The organism is Cupriavidus sp. 05N39, assembly GCF_056397325.1.
The window spans coordinates 100951-121117 of sequence record NZ_JBFTNE010000038.1; the positions used below are offsets into that span (position 1 = coordinate 100951).

Sequence of the window (20167 nt, forward strand, 5' to 3'; positions counted from 1 at the left end):
CCTGACCAGCAATCTATTTCCAGATTTTGTCGGGATGCGCGCGACGCCATTATGGTCCGACGAAATTCCCTTATCAAATCCAAGAACCATCTCCTTGGACGGATCCGATCGAACAATGATTTTCCTGGTATCCAGTTCGATGCCATCAAAATTACCAACAACATCGGTTATCCCCAAGACACAAACGATTGACGCACCGCAGGAGCCCGTTACGTTCTTGGTTTCGACTTCATCCAGGGATTTCTCCCCTCTGCGCTTGCAGGGCGGGCGGTGGCCCACAGCAATCAAAGATGGATCCCGCCGGATCTCTGGCGCGCGCCTGCAAGTATCCGATCCGCATCACAGCCCCCCGCCTCTCTTATCCGCCATGACACACGCTTACGCCGTGGCCCCTTCCGCTGTAACAAGCGTAACGCCGCATTTCGCCAGCAGGGGGCACCGCGCCACATGCGTCAAATTGGTATTCAATGCAGTTAAGGGGGTGCAGGTGCAGCCCCGCGGGACATCGTTCCGCGTCGATCCAGGGTGAGCAACATGAACGGGCGTAGGGTTGGCCAGCTTTTGCTGGTGTTGGCGGCGCTGAGTGCGGGCGGGACGGCCCTGGCAGGCGGCGGCCACGGTGGAGGCGGCGGCGGCGGACATGGCGGGGGAGGCTGGCACGGGGGCGGCGGCTGGCACGGGGGCGGCGGCTGGCACGGCGGCGGTGGCTGGCATGGCGGCTGGCACGGGAGCGTGGGGATCTATGTCGGGCCCGGCTTTGGGTATGGATACGGTTGGGGCTACCCCTACTCCCCCTACTACTACCCTCCTGGCTACTACTATCCGCCCGCGGCAGTGGGAGTGCCGAGTTCTCCACCGCAATACATAGAGCAGGGCCAGGACGGATCGTGGGAAATGAACAGCGGCGCTGTCGCGGCACCGGCGCCCCGGCAGGAGGCGTACTGGTATCACTGCGCCAGGCCGGATGGCTACTATCCGTATATCAAGGCGTGCCCCGGCGGCTGGCAGAAGGTTCCAGCGCAGCCACCCGCCTAGCGCCTGGAGCGCGCGTTTCCAACCTGCGGCGCGCAGCACCGCTGTGTGCGATGTTTCGATGACCGAGGTACCGAGGTGCCGAGATGAAAGCCTTTGACCGTCCCAGCTTGCCTGGACTCCCGATCTTGCTGAGCCTGCCGCTGGCAGCGCTTGTTCTGGCCGGCTGTGCCGTGATGCCCAGCGGTCCCAGTGTGATGGTGCTGCCAGGCACCGGCAAGAACTTCGACCAGTTCCGGGCCGACGACTATGCCTGCCGCCAGTTCGCCTTCGGCCAGGTGGGCGGCGTGACCGCAAACCAGGCGGCAACCAACAGCGCGGTCGGCAGCGCCGCGGTCGGCACCGCGCTGGGAGCGGCAGCGGGTGCGGCGTTCAATGGCGGCTCCGGCGCGGCAGTGGGTGCGGGCATCGGCCTGCTCACCGGCGCGGCGATCGGCTCGAGTAATGCCCAATACGCCGGCTACGGCAGCCAGCGCCAGTACGACGCTGCTTATGTGCAGTGCATGTACGCCAGCGGTCATCGGGTGCCGGTCTACGGCAATATGGCGGCGGCCCCGCGGCCTGCCGCCCCGACTTACTACTATCCGCCGCCCCCTCCGGGCTACTACCCGCCGCAGTAACCCTGCGAGCCCCGGCCCGGGGTGCCGCAGCCGCGTACGGGCAGACTCCGCGCGCCGCGATCCGCCCGCCGTGGAGCGCTTATTCCGGCTTGCCCTTGTTGCGCGCCTTCACCCAGTCGCAGAAATCGCGCGGCCGCGCCGCCGCGTCGACTTCGGCGCAGAAGCGGGCCAGTTCGGCGAACTGGTTTGCCTCGTCGCCAGCAAAGTAGAAATGCAGGCGCTCCAGCCATGCGCGGCCCTGAACGGGATCGCCGCTCAAGGCCAGCAGCCAGGCGGTGCGGGCAATCAGCGTAGGCGTGGGCAGCAGGTGGACGGCGGCGATATGGGGCGCCAGCAGCTGCGCTGCATTCTCCGGCGTGATCCTGGCATCCTCGGTCGCATCCGCCGCGGCGGCCTGGCGAAACCAGAAATGCGGCATCGGCAGCGCTTTCCGGTGTTCGTCACGCGCATATTCGCGTGCCTCGGCACGCCGGTAGTCCTGCCACATGGTGGCAAGGATGACGGTCGTAGCGCCGATGAACGCCCCAACGGCCAGCACGGCAAGCCAGCGCGGCGTGCGCACGCGGCCGAACCCCGAGGGCTCCAGCCAGCCCAGCATGAAGCAGAACGGCAGCATGAAATACAGGTAGTGCAGCGGGTACTCCAGCATCGAATGTGCGCATAGCATCGCCAGCCACGTGAGCACCACCACCGTCTGCGCCCGGTCCGGCCCGTCTCCAAGCCACAGCCGCCGGTGCGCTACACGCCATAGCCACGCCAGCAATGAGAGCACGACACCGGCGGTGCCGACCAGGCCCGTTTTCGCCAGCAGGTCCAGCAGCGCGTTGTGCGCATGCAGGGACATTTCCACCGTCACGCCGACTTGCGCCAGCTGCTGGAACTGCGCCCAGCCGAACTCGCCCCAGCTCACCCCCAGCCAGGGATGCGCGCGGAACATTGCCCAGGCGTGGGACCACAGCGCCCCGCGCGCCGACACCTGGTCGGCTTGCCCCAACTGCGCCAGCGTATCGAACAGGCGCCAGTCGAAGACGTGCCCGGCGCTCTTCATCAGCGGCTGCAGGATCACCAGCACCACCACCATCGCCACCGCGGCGAAGGCAAGCCCGGCTGGCCGGCTCATGGGGTTGTGACCGGCATGGCCCGGACGTTGCATCGCACCCGGCCCGTCCCGCCCTGCCCCGCGCGCCATCCATGCGGCGAGCAATGCGTAGGCCGAGGCCAGCCCGACATGGAGGACACCGGTGCGCGATCCGGACAACACGATACCGCTCTCCAGCAACAGCACCGCCGCCAGCCAGGCTGGTGGTCGCAGCCAGCCGCGCGCGGCCAGCCACACGGCTGCCGCAAGCGCCAGGCCCTCAACCGTGGCCTGGTGATTGGGCTGGTTGAGGTTGCCCCACAGGCGTCGGTTGTCGTCGTAGAAGTAGGTGGAGACCATCCCGAACGTGTCGGACTCCAGGCCGAAGACCTGGACCCACTGCGCCAGCGTGCCGAGCAATCCGGCCACCAGCCAGGCAATCGCGAGCGCATCGGTCATCGCCTGGCGCTCGAGCGGAGACGCTGTCCGGCCTTGCCGCCAGGCTGCCCATATCACTGCGGCGGCAAGCGCGAGCACGAGTTCGGTGATCAGCCGGCTGCCCGACAGGTCCCTCATGCCGGTTAGCCCTTGCGTGACGCCGGTGGCGATCAGCCAGAGGGCAAATACGACGATCCACGGGAACTGAGCGGGAACGTCCCGATAAGCGAGCCCCGAGGCTTGCGGGTTTGCCACGGCAGCAAGCGCGATGACGGCCAGCGCGAACAGCAATGCCGAGGCCCATTCGCCATAGAAAGTGGCAATGGGGAGCGTGTGACGGGAGACCAGTAGCGGCGCAATCAGTGCGACGGCGAGGAAGCTGAGAGGTATGGCTGACCGGGAGGGCAGCATGCGGGGCGCCTTGTTATGCCTTGTTGGCAAAAGGCGGATGATAGCTCGGGGAGCAGGCAAAGAAAAAGCGCCCGAAGGCGCTTTTTCTTTCCGGACGGGCCGCACGCTGCCGTGCGGCCCGTCCATCGACAGACCGTCTGCCGACGGACTATTGTCCGTCAGGCCGGTTGTACCGACCGTTTCTGCAGCAGCTTGCCCACCACCACCACCAGCGCCGCGCCGATTGCGCCAAACACCAGGTGCGCATGCGGCACATGCATCTCGAACCACGCGGCGTCCACCGGATCGCTCACCAGCATCTCGCCTGCCAGGTAGCCCAGCAGCGCCGCGCCCAGCACGATGATGATGGGGAAGCGGTCCATGACCTTGAGCAGGATGGTGCTGCCGAACACGATCAKGGGAATCGACAGGCCCAGGCCAACGATCAGCAGCATCAGCTGGCTGCCTTCCGGCCCCTTCTGCGCCGCGGCGGCCACGGCCACCACGTTGTCGAGCGACATCACCAGGTCGGCGATCAGGATGGTGCGGATCGCGGACCAGATATTGTCCTTGGCGTCGTGGCCGTCCTCGTCGTCTTCGCCGGTCAGCAGCTGCACGCCGATGTAGACCAGCAGCAAGGCGCCGACGATCTTCAGGTAAGGCAGGCTCAGCAGCTTGACCGCGGCCACCGTCAGCACCACACGCATGATGATGGCGGCGGCACTGCCCCAGAAGATGGCTTTCTTCTGCTGGGCGGGCGGCAGGTTGCGGGAGGCCAGTGCGATCACCACGGCGTTGTCGCCGGAGAGCACGATGTTGGTCAGGATGATGGATCCCAACGCGATCCAGAACGCAGTGGAGGACAGCAGTTCCACGGTAAAGCTCCTCGAGTTTCTAAATTATGATTCGAACGCCACATATGTACCGATTATCACCGGTGCTTACGGAATTTCGGATGTCTGAGTCTTCAGACATGAAGATTTACCGTATCAAGCTTTCGATTCGGTTTCAATCGGCATGTCGCGCGCCTCCGGAGATACCCTAGGTGACTGGCGCTCCAGAATGAGATGCCCCCGCACGGAGGCGGGGGCATCGAGGTCCGATGTGCGGTTGCAGTCATGCAGCCGCACCGGCTCCGGCAATCTCTCCCGCCCGCGGGCGGAAAAGCTGCTGTTCGGTATTACAGGATCGACTTGAGCAGGCGAGCCATTTCCGACGGATTCTTGGTGACCTTGATACCGCAGGCTTCCATGATTTCCAGCTTGGCTTGCGCCGTGTCGGCACCGCCCGAGATCAGCGCGCCGGCGTGGCCCATGCGCTTGCCCGGAGGCGCGGTCACGCCAGCGATAAAGCCAACCACCGGCTTCTTCATGTTTTCCTTGATCCAGTAAGCCGCGTTGGCTTCGTCCGGGCCACCGATTTCGCCGATCATGACCACGGCGTCCGTTTCGGGATCGTCGTTGAACATCTTCATGATGTCGATGTGCTTCAGGCCGTTGATGGGGTCGCCACCAATGCCCACTGCCGACGACTGGCCCATGCCCAGCGCGGTCAGCTGACCCACCGCTTCATAGGTCAGCGTGCCCGAGCGCGACACCACGCCGATGCGGCCCTTGCGGTGGATGTGGCCCGGCATGATGCCGATCTTGATTTCATCAGGCGTGATCAGGCCCGGGCAGTTGGGTCCGAGCAGCAAGGTCTTCTTGTTGCCCTTCACCATCTTGTCCTTGAGCTCCATCATGTCGCGCACGGGGATGCCTTCGGTGATGCAGACCACCAGGTCCAGGTCAGCGTCAACGGCTTCCCAGATCGCGGCAGCGGCGCCGGCGGGCGGCACGTAGATCACGGAAACGGTGGCGCCCGTCGATGCCTTGGCATCCTTGACGCTGGCGTAGATGGGAATGCCTTCGAAGTCTTCGCCGGCTTTCTTCGGGTTCACGCCGGCAACGAAGCAGTTCTTGCCGTTGGCGTAGTCGCGGCAGCCACGGGTGTGGAACTGGCCGGTCTTACCGGTGATGCCCTGGGTGATGACCTTGGTGTCTTTATTGATCAGAATCGACATGCTGTAATCCTTTGCTTGGCTCAAAGCAGCGCGCGAAGGCCTGGCCCCGGCGCGCTGCTGGCGTTCGTGTTCGCGTCTGGCTTACTTGCCCGCGGCAGCGGCCACGACCTTCTGGGCGGCTTCTTCCATGGTGTCGGCCGCGATGATGGGCAGGCCCGAGTCGGCCAGCATCTTCTTGCCGATCTCTTCGTTGGTACCCTTCATGCGCACGACCAGCGGCACGGACAGCGACACGGCCTTGGATGCAGCGATCACGCCTTCGGCGATCACGTCGCAACGCATGATGCCGCCGAAGATGTTGACCAGGATGGCCTTCAGGTTCGGGTTCTTGAGCATCAGCTTGAAGGCTTCGGTCACCTTCTCGGTGGTGGCACCGCCGCCCACGTCGAGGAAGTTGGCCGGCTCGCCGCCGAACAACTTGATGGTGTCCATGGTGGCCATGGCCAGGCCGGCGCCGTTCACCAGGCAGCCGATATTGCCGTCCAGCGAGATGTAGGCCAGGTCGAACTTCGAAGCTTCGATTTCAGCCGGATCTTCTTCGTCCAGGTCGCGGTAAGCGACGATTTCCGGGTGACGGAACAGGGCGTTGGAGTCGAAGTTGAACTTGGCGTCGAGCGCGATCACCTTGCCGTCGCCGGTCAGGATCAGCGGGTTGATTTCAGCCAGCGAGGCGTCCGTGTCCCAGAATGCCTTGTACAGGCCTTGCAGGGCCTGGCGGGCTTGCGCCACGCTTGCGTCGGGCACGCCGATCTTGCGGGCGATGTCGTCAGCGTCCGCGTCGAGCAGGCCGGCCGACGGATCGATGATCAGCGTGTGGATCTTTTCCGGGCTGTGGGCAGCGACTTCTTCGATGTCCATGCCGCCTTCGCTGGAGGCCATCAGGGCCACCTTTTGCGAAACGCGATCGACGACCAGGCTGACGTACAGTTCCTTCTTGATGTCCGCGCCTTCTTCGATCAGCAGGCGGTTGACCTTCTTGCCTTCCGGGCCGGTCTGGTGCGTGACCAGCGTCATGCCCAGGATGTTGCTGGCGTAGGTCTTGACCTCGTCGATGCTCTTGGCCACCTTCACGCCGCCACCCTTGCCGCGGCCGCCCGCGTGGATCTGCGCTTTGACGACCCATACCGGGCCGCCCAGTTGTTCAGCAGCCTTCAGGGCCTCATCGACCGAGAACGCGGGGATGCCGCGCKGAACCGGCACATTGTATTTGCGCAGGATTTCCTTGCCTTGGTACTCATGGATAYTCATGCGTGTTTCCTTTCGGGTAGGCGTAAAAAGTGGAGATGGAATCTCGGCGGATAGCAGGCCGGCCTGGCTTAGCCAGAGGTGCCGGTAGGCCTGCGGGACGTGGCGCCGCCATCGGTGGCGGCGAGCGCCTCCGAAGGTTGCGCCGCCGGGATCGGCGACCCTTCGGTCTTGATCCTCGGCTTTGGCTGGTGACCATACCAGCGCGGGTAAAACTGGCGCACCACCTCACCTTCGAAATGCAGGGCATGGCAGCCGTGCAACTGGTAAGGCGGTTCGGGATTGGTGTCTTCGGTGCCGGCGTCACGGATATTGAACACGTCGCCGGCAAAGGCCTGGATCGCGGTGGTCGGCAGCACGCCGGCCAGCTCGGTCAGGTGGGTGCAGCCCGACACGCCGGACAGGCGCTCTTTCACCGCCTTGCGGAAACCCTTCATCAGGTTCAGGCCGATCAGCTTGCGATAGGCCGGGCCGATGGTGTCGCACTGGCCGGGATACGGTACCCAGTCGGAACAGGCGTCGGCGTCCACGACGTTCATGCGCAGGTCAATGGTGATGCGCAGCCACAAATCATGCAGCGGCTCGCCCAACGGGCGCACGCCACCACCGGCAAGCGGGATCTCGCGGGGCTTGGTGTCGGTCAGGCGCGCTTCGATATCCCATAGGCCATCGTCCCTAAGATAGGCCTCGGCCGTGATGGCACGGCGGTGGCGCAGGGCGCGATTGACGGGCGGGGAAAGCGGCATAACACCAGGCAGGAGCGGGAGAAAAGGACGGCTGGGCCGGAAAACCGCAGGATTTTAACATGCCGGACAACTTTGGCCGGGAACAAACTGCACCCAGGGCTGTTGCCGGGAATTGTCGTGTGACGGGCAAGCGCTGTGGAGCGTCAAAATGCGCGGATGCGCGGGACTGAACCGGTGCCCGGATCACATGCGGTCAGCGCGGAATACGCCTACTGACAAAACAGGTATGCGCACCGCGCCGGTGCAAGACGCCATCGCGGCATCACTTCGGACCGCGATCCGGCAGGTCCGCCCACGGCATCAATCGCTGCCGTCCAGCCACTCATCCGCCCCCTTGATCACCTGGCTCACCACCGAGCGGGAAAAACCGCGCGCCACCAGAAAGCGGATCTGCCTGGCCTTTTCCTCGGGCGTGGCGGGTGGCGTGCCGAAACGCTTCTGCCAGACCGCGCGGCCACGCTCCAGTTCGGAGCCGCACAGGCGCTCCTGCAGGTCGGCGAGCTGTTCGCCGCCGAGCTGGTGGGTGCGGGCTTCCTGCATGACGCGGGCGGCGCCATAGCGGCTGGCGCGCCGGTGCACCAGGCTATCGACGAAGCGCTCGTTGGACAGCCAGTTCTCGCGCTCCAGCGCATCCAGCAATTGCTCAAGGGCTTCGGGCGATTCGGCGTGCGGGGCCAGCTTGCGTGCCAGCTCCGCCCGGCTGTGCTCGCGCCGCGACAGGTAGCCTACGGCGCGGGCCTTCAGGGAAAGAGGGGGACGGGTGGCCATGAGGATGGAGCTCGGCAGTGTGAGCTCGACATCGAGCTGTGAAAATGCGCTTCAAAAACGCAAACCGGGGCGGCGCGCGTCGCTGCGCGTGCCGCCCCGGGCGGGGTTCGCGGCCGGGAGCGCCCCGGCCGGCGAAGCTCAGTCTTCGGCGGTGGCCACAGCGGCGGCCGGCGTGCCATTCATCAGCACCACGCCCAGCGATTCGCGCACCTTGTTTTCGATCTCGTCGGCGATATCGGGATTTTCGCGCAGGTATTCACGCGCGTTGTCCTTGCCCTGGCCGATCTTCTCGCCCTTGTAGCTGTACCAGGCGCCGGACTTCTCGACGATCTTGGCGTCCACGCCCAGGTCGATGATTTCGCCCTGGCGCGAGATGCCCTGGCCATACAGGATGTCGAAGAAGGCTTCGCGGAACGGCGGCGAGACCTTGTTCTTGACCACCTTGACCTTGGTTTCGTTGCCGATCACCTCGTCGCCCTTCTTGATCGAGCCGATGCGGCGGATATCCAGGCGCACCGAGGCGTAGAACTTCAGCGCATTGCCGCCGGTGGTGGTTTCGGGCGAACCGAACATCACGCCGATCTTCATGCGGATCTGGTTGATGAAGATCACCAGGCAGTTGGTGCGCTTGATGGTGCCGGTCAGCTTGCGCAACGCCTGGCTCATCAGGCGGGCCTGCAGGCCAGGCAGCGAATCGCCCATCTCGCCTTCGATTTCGGCCTTGGGCACCAGGGCCGCCACCGAGTCGATCACGATCAGGTCGACCGAGCCCGAGCGCACCAGCGCATCGGTGATTTCCAGGGCCTGCTCGCCGGTGTCCGGCTGGGAGATCAGCAGATCGCCAACCGCCACGCCCAGCTTGCTGGCGTAGTTGACGTCGAGCGCATGCTCGGCGTCGATAAAGGCGCAGGTGCCGCCCAGCTTCTGCATCTCGGCCACGACCTGCAGCGTCAGGGTGGTCTTGCCCGAGGATTCCGGACCGTAGATTTCCACCACGCGGCCGCGCGGCAGGCCGCCAACGCCCAGCGCGATGTCCAGGCCCAGCGAGCCGGTGGACACGACCTGGATATCCTGCTCGACTTCGGCATCGCCCATTTTCATGATCGAGCCCTTGCCGAACTGCTTCTCGATCTGGGCCAGCGCGGCCGCCAGCGCCTTCTGCTTTTCGGCGCTTACGCCAGCACTCGCCTTCTTGCCGTCATCCATGGTCGTCCTTCCGTCAATGGTGTATAAATAGGCCGCATGTGGCGCGCCACCCGCTTTTTTCGGGCAACCGCCCAGCCCGCGCCGCGCCGCGAACTCCTGATGACGATGAACCTGGCAGCAGGGGCAAACATTGGGGCGAACGTTCGGTAAAAAACCAGTACAAATTCGGTAAAGCCCGGTTTGCATCGAAGACAAATCGAATGCGACCGGCATAAGCGGGTACTGTATAAAAAAACAGTATGCTTGGCAAGTCCCGCCCGCGTCATTTGATGGAAAGGGGCGACACAGCCGGGCCAGGGTGGAGACAACCATGCGTATTCTGATCGCCGAAGATGACGATGTGCTGGCAGATGGCCTGACGCGCTCGCTACGTCACTCGGGCTATGCCGTCGACCATGTGGCCAGCGGGGTCGAAGCCGATTCCGCGCTGTCGACCCAGACCTTCGACCTGCTGATCCTCGATCTCGGCCTGCCGCGCATGCCGGGGCTGGAAGTGCTCAAGCGGCTGCGCACGCGCGGCGCCATGCTGCCGGTGCTGATCCTGACCGCGGCCGATGGCGTTGACGAACGTGTCAAGGGCCTGGACCTGGGCGCCGACGACTACATGGCCAAGCCCTTCGCGCTCTCGGAGCTGGAAGCGCGGGTGCGCGCGCTGGTGCGGCGCGGCACGGGCGGCGGCGCCACGCTGACCCACCACGGCCCGCTCGCCTTCGACCAGGTCGGCCGCATCGCCTACCTGAACGATCAGATGCTGGATCTCTCGGCGCGCGAAGTGGGATTGCTGGAGATCCTGCTCACCCGCACCGGGCGGCTGGTGTCGAAGGAGCAGCTGGTCGACCACCTGTGCGAATGGGGCGAGGAAGTCAGCAACAACGCCATCGAAGTCTACGTGCACCGGCTGCGCAAGAAGATCGAGGTGGGTGGCATCCGCATTGCCACGGTACGCGGGCTGGGCTACTGCCTGGAGAAATTCCAGGCCGCCGTGGCGCACGACTAGGAGTCGCCATTAGAATCGGAATCAGCAACAGAACCCGCGCCATCCTTGCTTCATTGCCTGCCGGCCACGCCGCCAGGCCCTGCCACACCTTTTCCCAATGAGCCTGCTGCGACTGCCCCGGCGGCGCCAGCGGCCCGCGCGCGCCGCCCCTCCTCCCTCCGCGCCTGACGAGATCGTCAGCGACGAAGCGCTGGCCGGGRCCCTGCCACACCTTGAAGACAGCGCCGGCCACCCGTCGCCGCGCTCGCTGTTCGGCGAGATCCTGGACTGGATGCTGGCGCCGCTGCTCCTGCTGTGGCCGATGAGCATTGCGGTGACTTACCTGGTGGCAAAATCGATCGCCAACGGCCCTTTCGACCGCTCGCTGGAAGCCAGCGCCATTGTGCTCTCGCAGCAGGTGCGCGAGGTCAACGGGCGCGTCACGCTGCAACTGCCGCTGTCCGCGCGCGAGATCCTGCGCGCCGATGAAACCGACAATATCTACTACCAGGTGGTGGGCACGCATGGCGAATTCGTCGCCGGCGACAACGACATGCCGCTGCCAGGCGAAGACGACCGCGGCCATGCCGGGCTGGTCTCGCTGCGCGACGACCGCATCGCGGGCAACGACGTGCGCGTGGCCTACACCTATGTCGATCTCGAGCAGGGCGGCGACGCGCAGCCGGTGTTGGTGCAGGTTGGCGAAACCCTCGACAAGCGCGCGCGCCTGGCCAACGAAATCATCAAGGGCGTGATCCTGCCGCAGTTCGTGATCCTGCCGCTGGCGGTGGTGCTGGTGTGGTTCGGCCTGACGCGCGGGCTGGCCCCGCTGACCGCGATCCAGCAGCGCATCCGCGCACGCAATCCCGGTGACACCAGCCCCATCGACGAACACGCCGCACCGCAGGAAATCACGCCGCTGGTGGCCTCGTTCAACGACCTGCTGGCGCGGCTCGACGTTTCCGTGCAGACGCAAAAGCGCTTTATCGCCGATGCCGCCCACCAGATGAAAACGCCGCTGGCCGGGCTGCGCATGCAGGCGGAACTGGCGCAGCGCGAACAGTCGCCGGAGGAACTGCGCAAATCGCTGGCGCAGATCGCCGGCAGCTCGGAGCGCGCCGCCCACATGGTGACGCAGCTGCTGTCGCTGGCACGCATGGAAAACCTGGCCGGCGCGGGCAACATGGCGCCGCTTGATCTGGCCGCCCTGGCGCGCGAAGTGGTCAAGGACTGGTTGCCGCAGGCCTGGGCGCGCCGCATCGATCTGGGCGTGGATGCCGACGACCACCCCGTGATGGTGCAAGGCAACCGCCTGATGCTGACGGAGATGCTCAACAACCTGATCGACAACGCCATCCGCTACACGCCCGCGGATGGCCACGCTACCGTGCGGGTCAGCGCCGATGCATTCGAGCCTTTCGCGTATCTCGAAGTGGAAGACACCGGGCCCGGCATCCCGGTGTCCGAACGCGAGCGCGTGATGGAGCGGTTCTACCGCGTACTCGGCACCAAGACCCAGGGCAGTGGCCTGGGCCTGGCCATCGTGCGAGAGATCGTGCAGCAGCATGGCGGCGACGTCAGCATTCTCGACCACGTCTACCAGACGGAGCCGCGCCTGGCCGGCGCCTGCTTCCGCATTACGCTGCGCCGGCCCTCCACCCTGGAGCCAGCATGAACGATCCCGATCACACACGCGGCGGGCGCGACCAGGCCGACCAGTCCGAACGGCGCGCCTGGCATCGCAACCTGCGCTGGATCGCCGTGCTGCTGTCGATCTGGTTCGTGGTCACCTTCGGCGTGGCCTGGTTCGCCCGCGAGCTGCGCTTCGATTTCTTCGGCTGGCCCTTCTCCTTCTGGGTCGGCGCGCAGGGGGCGCTGGTCGTCTACGTCCTGATGGCGGCGCTATATGCCTGGCGCATGAACCGCGACAATGACGAAGATGCCGACAACGGTGGCGCGCCCGCCCGGCAGCATGACGATGCTGCATAGCAAGAAATACAGACGCGCCCCTTAACACTGGTTCCGGTGCGATTTTCCGCGGCCGCGCGCGTCGCGGCGCAGCAATGCCAAGCCCGTTTTTTGCCTAGCGTATACCCCGAGCACTTTGCGGCGTACGGCGCGGAAATTGTCAGAACGCAGTAAGTTTCACCACCCACAATCCATTGCAACTTCGGAGGTAATCGTGCGTGCTAGAGCTGGAGCGCGCATGCGGCCCCGAAAGATTCCGATCACAAACGGAGGAGACAATGGCTAATGCACAGAACGTGGCGGTGCCCGGAAGCAGCGCCCAGAGCTCGGCAATGACCGCCGAAGAGAGGAAGGTGATTTTTGCCTCCTCGCTCGGCACGGTGTTCGAGTGGTACGACTTTTACCTTTACGGTTCGCTGGCGGCCATCATCGCCAAGCAGTTCTTCGCCGGGCTGGATCCGACCGCGGCCTTCATCTTCGCGCTGCTCGCCTTTGCCGCTGGCTTTATCGTGCGCCCGTTCGGCGCGCTGGTATTCGGCCGCCTGGGTGACATGATCGGGCGCAAGTACACCTTCCTGGTGACAATCCTGATCATGGGGGTCTCGACCTTCATCGTGGGCCTGTTGCCGGGCTTCAACACCATTGGCTGGGCCGCCCCGATCATCCTGATCGGGCTGCGCATGCTACAGGGCCTCGCGCTCGGCGGCGAGTACGGCGGTGCTGCCACCTATGTGGCCGAGCACGCGCCGCACGGCAAGCGCGGCGCGTACACGGCCTGGATCCAGACCACCGCCACGCTCGGCCTGTTCCTGTCGCTGATCGTGATCCTGGTGTGCCGCAACCTGACCGGTCCGAACTTCGACGTATGGGGCTGGCGCATTCCGTTCCTCGTTTCGATCCTGCTGCTCGGCGTATCGGTGTATATCCGCCTGTCGATGAGCGAATCGCCCGCCTTCCAGAAAATGAAGGCCGAGGGCAAGACCTCCAAGGCACCGCTGACCGAGTCGTTCGGCCAGTGGCGCAACCTGAAGATCGTGATCCTGGCGCTGGTGGGCCTGACCGCCGGCCAGGCCGTGGTCTGGTACACGGGCCAGTTCTACTCGCTGTTCTTCCTGACCCAGGTGCTGAAGGTCGACGCCACCACCGCCAACCTGCTGATCGCGGGCGCCCTGGTGATCGGCACGCCCTTCTTCATCTTCTTCGGCTCGCTGTCGGACAAGGTTGGCCGCAAGTGGATCATCATGGCCGGCTGCGCGCTGGCGATGCTGACCTACTTCCCGCTGTTCAAGGCCCTCACCCACTACGCCAACCCGGCGCTGGAACGCGCGCAGCAAAGCGCCCAGATCGTGGTGACCGCTGATCCGAAGCAATGCTCCTTCCAGGGCAGCCCGATCGCCCGCGAAATCGATTTCCGCAGCTCCTGCGACATCGTCAAGCGGACCCTGGCACAAGCCTCGGCCAGCTATGAAGTCGTGGAAGCCCCGGCCGGCACGGTGGCATCGGTGAAGATCGGCGACAAGGAGATTGCCTCCTTCAACGCCGCACTGGTACCGGCGGGCCACAGCTTCGACGACGTCAGCAAGAAACAGATCGCCGCGTTCAAGAAGCAGGTGGGCGAATCGATGGCCTCGGCCGGCTACCCGACCAAGGCGGACCCCGCGCAGATGAACACCATCATGGTGCTGGTGATCCTCGTCATCCTGGTGATCTACGTGACCATGGTGTACGGCCCGATCGCGGCCATGCTGGTGGAAATGTTCCCGACCCGGATCCGCTACACCTCGATGTCGCTGCCGTATCACATCGGCAATGGCTGGTTCGGCGGCCTGCTGCCCACCATCTCGTTTGCCCTGGTGGCCCAGAACGGCAACATCTACTACGGGCTCTGGTACCCGATCATCATCGCTGGCATCACCCTGGTCATCGGCTCGCTGTTCATCCGCGAAACCAAGGATGTGAACATCTACGCCAACGACTGATCCTGGCATCCAGGGCAACGAGCTCATGCACGACTGATCCGGTAATCAGTCGCTCCACCCGGCGGGCCACAAGGTCCGCCGGTTTTTTTTTGGGCGCGGCGAAGGCGCCTTGCACCCCCACAAAGTTTTTAGGAGAGGGTGTTGACAGGTCCAAATCCACATGTATAATAGCGGTCTTCGTTGGCGAATTAGCTCAGTCGGTTAGAGCGACGGAATCAYAATCCGCAGGTCCGGGGTTCGAATCCCTGATTCGCCACCAGTATTTCTGTAGGAAATCAGTACTTGCCAGCCCCTTCAGGTCTCAGACCTGAAGGGGCTTTGCTTTTGGCCCTCCCGAAGTTTTCACTTTCGGAGCGCCAGCAATGATCAAGTTCTGCATGTTGTCCACCAAGGGCGGGGTCGGCAAGACCACGCTCGCCGCCTCCCTCGGCGGTCTGCTCGCCGATATGGGTCTGCGCGTCCTCCTCATCGACGCCGATATCCAGCCCTCCCTCTCCAAGTGCTACCCCGGATCCTGGAGAGCCGCCGGCACCTGCATATCGGCATGACCGCCAGCTACGTCGCCGACGATCTCATCCAGCCGCTGCGGCAGGGCCGTATCCTCGAGCTGCGGCAGACGCAGGCCGTGGTCGAGGACACCGCCACGCGCCGGCGCTGGGCCTTGCCCTATGCCGCGGTCATCGCCGATGCCACCGCTGCGGCCCAACCGTCACCGCAAACCTCTCCATCCCCGCCCCGTGCGCAACGTGCTGACTTCATGGTTGGTGACACGGTGGCCTTCACGGATCAGCACTTGCACGAGCGCATCGGCACCATCGTACGCGTCAACCAGAAGACTGCTTCTGTGCAGTGCAATCCCGATGAGGGCCACTGGCGTGTCTCGTTTGCACTTCTGCACAAGGTCGTCGACCTCTGAGCTTCCAGCCTTCCATCAACATCAGTACGACAAACATGCCTAAACGCAAGATCGAGCCGGACCGCGAACAGCGAATCGAGATGGAGGTGGTCGTCGACGCCTACAACTCAGAGGAGCGGTCTATGGCATGGTACGACTACCTCGAGGAGCAACTCACCATTCCGTTTGAAGCTGAGGTTCGCAAGAGATCGCCAACCTCACCGCTCAGCCCCGGCGACCGGGCTCAGGTGATCGCAATAGCGCCGGAGGAAGTGTGCGAGACTGAAGCCTTCATGTGCATACGATGGAACAAGCGCAAGCTTGCTGTACCACTAGCGCAACTCGTGCCACTGGCGAGCGACGAGCTGACGCAGCAGTATTCCAAAGTCAACATGGGCTCTGCTGACGGATACGTTTCAATCGCAGATGACGCTGCATATGAGCCAGTGCCGGACAATCGATTTCACTGGCTACCTCGGGTATGGCCGCTTCCCATCTTCGAGGAATAGATCGATAAGCATCAGATTCAGAACAGACGGAAGGTCGCCGCGCCCCACACTGCATCAATCCGGGACGCGCAAATGCGGCTTAATTTGTAGCCGATGAGCCGCCGTTTGGCTCGATGCGACTCAATGAACGTCCACGGAAGACTCTGAACTTCGATACACCGGCTGAACGATTCCATCAATCCGTTGCATCGACCGGTTGAATCCTCAGTCCAAGAGCCGTCATTCACCGCTATGTTCGCCGGCCCCGCAGCCGGTACGCCCGGTGCGCCAGGGCCTGCCTTGCTTTGTGGCCGGTGGGCGCCGCAAAGCGCAAGCGGCTCAGAAAAGAGACAGCCCTGCGCGTCCGGTCGGCTATCATGCTGATCCTCTCCGAAGTGGCTCCTTATGATTTCCGTCCGTAATGTCACGCTGCGCCGCGGCGTCAATGTCGTACTCGACCGCGCGTCCGTCACTTTCACCCCCGGAGAAAAGATTGGTCTTGTCGGCCGCAATGGCGCCGGCAAGTCATCCTTCTTCGGCCTTCTCAACGGCACGCTGCACGAAGACAGCGGCGAGTTCTCGATTCCCGCCGCATGGAAGATGGGCCAGGTCGCGCAGGAGATGCCGGAGACCGAGCAGAGCGCGACCGACTTCGTAGTCGAGGGTGACACCGGGCTGCTGGCCGCGCAGGCCGAAGTAGCCGCCGCCGAGGCCAGCGACGACGGCATGCGCATGGCGCACGCCTACATGGCCCTGCACGACGCCGGTGCACACGATGCCCCCGCACGTGCCCAAGCGCTGATCCTCGGCCTTGGCTTCAGTGCTGAGCAGCTTAGCCAGCCGGTCAACAGTTTCTCCGGCGGCTGGCGCATGCGACTGCAGCTGGCGCGCGCGCTCATGTGCCCGTCCGACCTGCTGCTGCTCGACGAGCCGACCAATCACCTCGACCTCGACGCGCTGGTCTGGCTGGAAGCCTGGCTCAAGCGCTATCAAGGAACCCTGGTAATGATCAGCCACGACCGCGAATTCCTCGACGCGGTGACGCAGGTGACGGTGCACGTCGACAACGCCAAGCTCGYGCGTTATGGCGGCAACTACAGCAAGTTCGAAGACATGCGCGCTGAGCAGCTCGTGTTGCAGCAGGCCGCGATGGCCAAGCAGGTGGAAAAGATCGCCCACCTGCAGAAATTCATCGACCGTTTCAAGGCCAAGGCCTCGAAGGCGAAGCAGGCGCAGAGCCGGGTCAAGGCGCTCGAACGCATGGAGAAGATCGCACCGGTGCTTGCCGATGCGGAGTTCAACTTCGAGTTCAAGGAGCCCCTCAACGTCCCGAACCCGCTGTTGTCGATGCTGGACGCGAGCTTCGGCTACCCCGCGCCGGCCGGCGCACTGCCGGGCACGCCGCCCACGGTCATCGTGCGGGGCATCAACCGTTCCGTGCTGGCAGGGCAGCGCATCGGCATTCTCGGTGCCAACGGCCAAGGCAAGTCCACGCTGGTGAAGACGGTGGCGCACGCGCTGGCGCCGATTGCCGGTGAAATCAGCGAAGGCAAAGGCCTGAACATCGGCTACTTCGCACAGCAGGAACTCGACGTGCTGCGCCCGCTCGACACGCCGCTGGAACACATGATCCGCCTTGCCAAAGAGACGCCAGCGCACATGCGCGCCCCTGGCCAGAGTGGCACCGAACAATCGCTTCGCACCTTCCTCGGCACATTCAGCTTCAGCGGCGACATGGTCCATCAGGCGGTTGGCACGATGAGCGGCGGCGAAAAGGCGCGGCTCGTGTTGTGCATGATCGTGTGGCAGCGTCCCAACCTGCTGCTGCTCGACGAGCCTACCAACCACCTCGACCTGGCCACACGCGAAGCGCTAGCCATGGCGCTCAACGAATTCGAAGGCACGGTGATGCTGGTCAGTCACGACCGGGCCCTGCTGCGCGCCGTATGCGACGAGTTCTGGCTGGTCACCAAGGGCGGCGTCGAGCCCTTCGACGGCGATCTGGACGATTACCAGCAGTTTCTGCGCGACGAAGCGCGTCGCATGCGCGAGCAGGCTGCCGCAGAGCAGAAGGTCTTCGCCTGAGATTTACCGCTGGCGGGCGGCGGGCGTTGCATGGGAGGCGAAGCGCGGACGTTCGCCAAGGACTTCAGCAATCGTGCGGACAGGCGCGCCAGCTGCCGGCGACTAACGCCAACGCATGGCGAGCCCGACGATACTTGGAACGCATGGCGCGAATAGGCTCAAGGCTGTCTGCAGTCTGATCGGTGGCGACGTGGGCAATGCGGCCACCAGTGCACAACGTCGTTCCGAAATCGCCCGCCAGGAGGCGCTGGCAGGTGGCGCGGATGCAGCCGGCTCGTGCTGAGACAACGCCGCGCTGCGCGTGTTGGAGAGTTCCGACCCGTTCCCGCGCGATGAGAACGGCAAAGGGCCGGTTAGCCTCATCATCACATTCCGTCCCAACGACTAATAAGGCACCTCCAAGTGGGCAGCACGCTACGCAGCCTGTGCCGCCCCCCCCTGGCGCTGCCCAGAATATCGCCATGGCGTGACGTTCCAGCCACGTCCTGCGCAAATTGCGTTCGCCTGTCAAATTATCCGTATGCGACGGCGCTTGTAGAAAGCATCGATATATTACAATGCACCAGCGCGGCGTCGGATAATAGCGGTCGCATCATTTTGAGCACCATTTTGGAATTACCCCCATGGAAATTAAGGTCAACTTTCTCGATAAGCTACGTCTTGAAGCCAAGTTCGATGACTTCACGGTGATAGCCGACCAGCCTGTCCGCTATAAAGGCGATGGCTCCGCGCCGGGTCCGTTCGATTATTTTCTGGCCTCGTCGGCATTGTGTGCGGCTTATTTTGTTAAGTTGTACTGCGTAACTCGCGACATTCCGACCGATAACATCCGCCTGTCGCAGAATAATATTGTTGATCCGGAAAACCGATATCAGCAGATTTTCAAGATTCAAGTTGAGTTGCCGGCGGATATTTCCGCCAAAGACCGCCAGGGTATTTTGCGCTCCATCGATCGCTGTACGGTAAAAAAAGTGGTGCAAGCCGGACCCGAGTTTGTGATCGAAGAGGTAGAGAACTTGGATGCCGATGCTCAGTCGTTGCTGGCGCTGAAGCCGGCGTCTGACGCCAGCACCTATATTGCGGGCAAGGATCTGCCATTGGAGCAAACCATCGCCAATATGTCGGGCATTTTGGCGGACTTGGGGATGAAGATTGAAATCGCTTCATGGCGTAATATCGTTCCCAATGTCTGGTCGCTGCATATCCGTGACGCACACTCGTCAATGTGTTTTACCAATGGCAAGGGTGCGACCAAGGAAAGCGCGTTGGCGTCGGCGTTGGGAGAATTTATCGAACGCCTGAATTGCAACCATTTTTATGCCGGTACGTTTTGGGGCGAAGACCTCGCCAATGGGGCGTTTTTACATTACCCGAACGAGCGCTGGTTCAAGCCTGGACGCAAAGATGCGCTACCGGCTGAAATTCTCGATGAATACTGCCTGCCCATTTACAATCCCGATGGCGAGTTACGTGGCTCGCACCTGTATGAAACCAACTCGGGAAATGTGCAGCGCGGTATTTGTTCGCTGCCGTTTGTACGGCAGTCGGACGGCGAAGTGGTGTATTTTCCCTCCAACCTGGTCGAAAACCTCTACGCCAGCAATGGCATGAGTGCCGGTAATACACTGGCCGAAGCCCAAGTGCAATGCTTGTCCGAGATTTTCGAACGGGCGGTAAAGCGCGAAATTCTGGAGGGCGAAATGGCATTGCCTGATGTGCCCCATGAAGTGCTGGCGAAATACCCAGGCATTCTGGCTGGCATTCAGGGGCTGGAAGAGCAAGGCTTTCCGATATTGGTGAAGGATGCTTCGTTGGGTGGAATTTATCCGGTGATGTGCGTCACCTTGATGAACCCACGAACCGGCGGTGTCTTTGCTTCATTCGGCGCGCACCCAAGCCTCGAGGTGGCGCTGGAACGGAGTCTGACAGAATTGCTACAGGGTCGCAGTTTTGAAGGCCTGAACGATTTGCCACAGCCCACCTTTGTCAGTAACGCCGTGACTGAGCCGAACAATTTTGTTGAGCACTTCATTGATTCCAGCGGCGTGGTGTCGTGGCGCTTTTTCAGCGCCAAGGCGAATTTCGATTTTGTCGAGTGGGATTTTTCTGCCCAGGGCGAGAACTCCAATGCCGAGGAAGCAGCAACCTTGCTCGGCATTCTTGAGGACATGGGCAAAGAGGTGTACATGGC

Annotated in this window: 17 protein-coding genes, 1 tRNA gene and 1 pseudogene; 12 read left to right on the forward strand and 7 right to left on the reverse strand. The window is 63.3% G+C overall.

The genetic code is table 11. The annotated features are described in order from the left end of the window. Positions 1 to 534: 534 nt before the first annotated feature. Positions 535 to 1035: a hypothetical protein gene (locus tag AC1DN0_RS19355; protein WP_477111783.1), complete on the forward strand. Its 501-nt coding sequence runs from the start codon at positions 535 to 537 to the stop codon at positions 1033 to 1035. 83 nt (positions 1036 to 1118) lie between these two features. Next, a complete protein-coding gene (locus AC1DN0_RS19360) occupies positions 1119 to 1652 on the forward strand; it encodes a YMGG-like glycine zipper-containing protein (protein WP_441629299.1) in 534 nt (177 codons plus the stop codon). 79 nt (positions 1653 to 1731) lie between these two features. Here the strand turns inward: AC1DN0_RS19360 and AC1DN0_RS19365 are convergent, their stop codons facing one another. From AC1DN0_RS19365 to recA, 7 genes are all read right to left on the reverse strand, one after another. Next, complete coding sequence (locus tag AC1DN0_RS19365; RefSeq protein ID WP_441629297.1) at positions 1732 to 3579, reverse strand: PglL family O-oligosaccharyltransferase; 1848 nt, start codon at positions 3577 to 3579, stop codon at positions 1732 to 1734. 158 nt (positions 3580 to 3737) lie between these two features. Continuing rightward, the gene (locus AC1DN0_RS19370) at positions 3738 to 4433 is read right to left on the reverse strand and encodes a TerC family protein (RefSeq protein ID WP_477145913.1); all 696 of its coding nucleotides are present in this window, start codon (positions 4431 to 4433) and stop codon (positions 3738 to 3740) included. A 305-nt stretch (positions 4434 to 4738) separates the two neighbouring features. Next, positions 4739 to 5620 carry a succinate--CoA ligase subunit alpha gene (gene sucD, locus AC1DN0_RS19375; protein ID WP_035869320.1) on the reverse strand — a complete coding sequence of 294 codons (882 nt, stop codon included), beginning with the start codon at positions 5618 to 5620 and terminating at the stop codon, positions 4739 to 4741. An 81-nt stretch (positions 5621 to 5701) separates the two neighbouring features. Continuing rightward, complete coding sequence (gene sucC, locus AC1DN0_RS19380) at positions 5702 to 6868, reverse strand: ADP-forming succinate--CoA ligase subunit beta (protein WP_477145914.1); 1167 nt, start codon at positions 6866 to 6868, stop codon at positions 5702 to 5704. 68 nt (positions 6869 to 6936) lie between these two features. Next, positions 6937 to 7611 carry a DUF2889 domain-containing protein gene (locus tag AC1DN0_RS19385; RefSeq protein ID WP_441629292.1) on the reverse strand — a complete coding sequence of 225 codons (675 nt, stop codon included), beginning with the start codon at positions 7609 to 7611 and terminating at the stop codon, positions 6937 to 6939. Positions 7612 to 7911: 300 nt separating this feature from the next. Then, positions 7912 to 8379: a recombination regulator RecX gene (recX, locus tag AC1DN0_RS19390; protein ID WP_441629290.1), complete on the reverse strand. Its 468-nt coding sequence runs from the start codon at positions 8377 to 8379 to the stop codon at positions 7912 to 7914. A gap of 138 nt (positions 8380 to 8517) precedes the next feature. Continuing rightward, the gene (gene recA / locus AC1DN0_RS19395) at positions 8518 to 9585 is read right to left on the reverse strand and encodes a recombinase RecA (protein ID WP_045237253.1); all 1068 of its coding nucleotides are present in this window, start codon (positions 9583 to 9585) and stop codon (positions 8518 to 8520) included. A gap of 310 nt (positions 9586 to 9895) precedes the next feature. Here recA and AC1DN0_RS19400 point away from each other — a divergent pair, with 310 nt between their 5' ends. From AC1DN0_RS19400 to AC1DN0_RS19445, 10 genes and pseudogenes are all read left to right on the forward strand, one after another. Continuing rightward, a complete protein-coding gene (locus tag AC1DN0_RS19400; protein ID WP_035869333.1) occupies positions 9896 to 10582 on the forward strand; it encodes a response regulator in 687 nt (228 codons plus the stop codon). A 97-nt stretch (positions 10583 to 10679) separates the two neighbouring features. Next, the gene (locus AC1DN0_RS19405; protein ID WP_477145915.1) at positions 10680 to 12236 is read left to right on the forward strand and encodes a sensor histidine kinase N-terminal domain-containing protein; all 1557 of its coding nucleotides are present in this window, start codon (positions 10680 to 10682) and stop codon (positions 12234 to 12236) included. Continuing rightward, positions 12233 to 12550 carry a DUF4212 domain-containing protein gene (locus tag AC1DN0_RS19410; protein ID WP_441629286.1) on the forward strand — a complete coding sequence of 106 codons (318 nt, stop codon included), beginning with the start codon at positions 12233 to 12235 and terminating at the stop codon, positions 12548 to 12550. The genes AC1DN0_RS19405 and AC1DN0_RS19410 overlap by 4 nt, the downstream gene beginning before the upstream one ends. A gap of 257 nt (positions 12551 to 12807) precedes the next feature. Continuing rightward, complete coding sequence (locus tag AC1DN0_RS19415) at positions 12808 to 14508, forward strand: MFS transporter (protein ID WP_441629284.1); 1701 nt, start codon at positions 12808 to 12810, stop codon at positions 14506 to 14508. Between the two features lie 182 nt (positions 14509 to 14690). Beyond that, positions 14691 to 14767, forward strand: a tRNA-OTHER gene (locus AC1DN0_RS19420). Between the two features lie 103 nt (positions 14768 to 14870). Beyond that, positions 14871 to 15032, forward strand: a pseudogene (locus AC1DN0_RS19425) (ParA family protein); the annotation flags it as partial. A gap of 20 nt (positions 15033 to 15052) precedes the next feature. After that, positions 15053 to 15424 carry a hypothetical protein gene (locus AC1DN0_RS19430; protein ID WP_441629282.1) on the forward strand — a complete coding sequence of 124 codons (372 nt, stop codon included), beginning with the start codon at positions 15053 to 15055 and terminating at the stop codon, positions 15422 to 15424. A 35-nt stretch (positions 15425 to 15459) separates the two neighbouring features. After that, entirely contained in the window at positions 15460 to 15912 is a 453-nt protein-coding gene (locus AC1DN0_RS19435) for a calcium-binding protein (RefSeq protein WP_441629280.1), read from the forward strand. Positions 15913 to 16296: 384 nt separating this feature from the next. After that, positions 16297 to 17976, forward strand: coding sequence for an ABC-F family ATP-binding cassette domain-containing protein (locus tag AC1DN0_RS19440; protein WP_477145916.1), 1680 nt, complete (start codon positions 16297 to 16299; stop codon positions 17974 to 17976). A 623-nt stretch (positions 17977 to 18599) separates the two neighbouring features. Further along, the coding region (locus tag AC1DN0_RS19445; RefSeq protein ID WP_477145917.1) for an OsmC domain/YcaO domain-containing protein at positions 18600 to 20167 on the forward strand (1568 nt) is incomplete at its 3' end.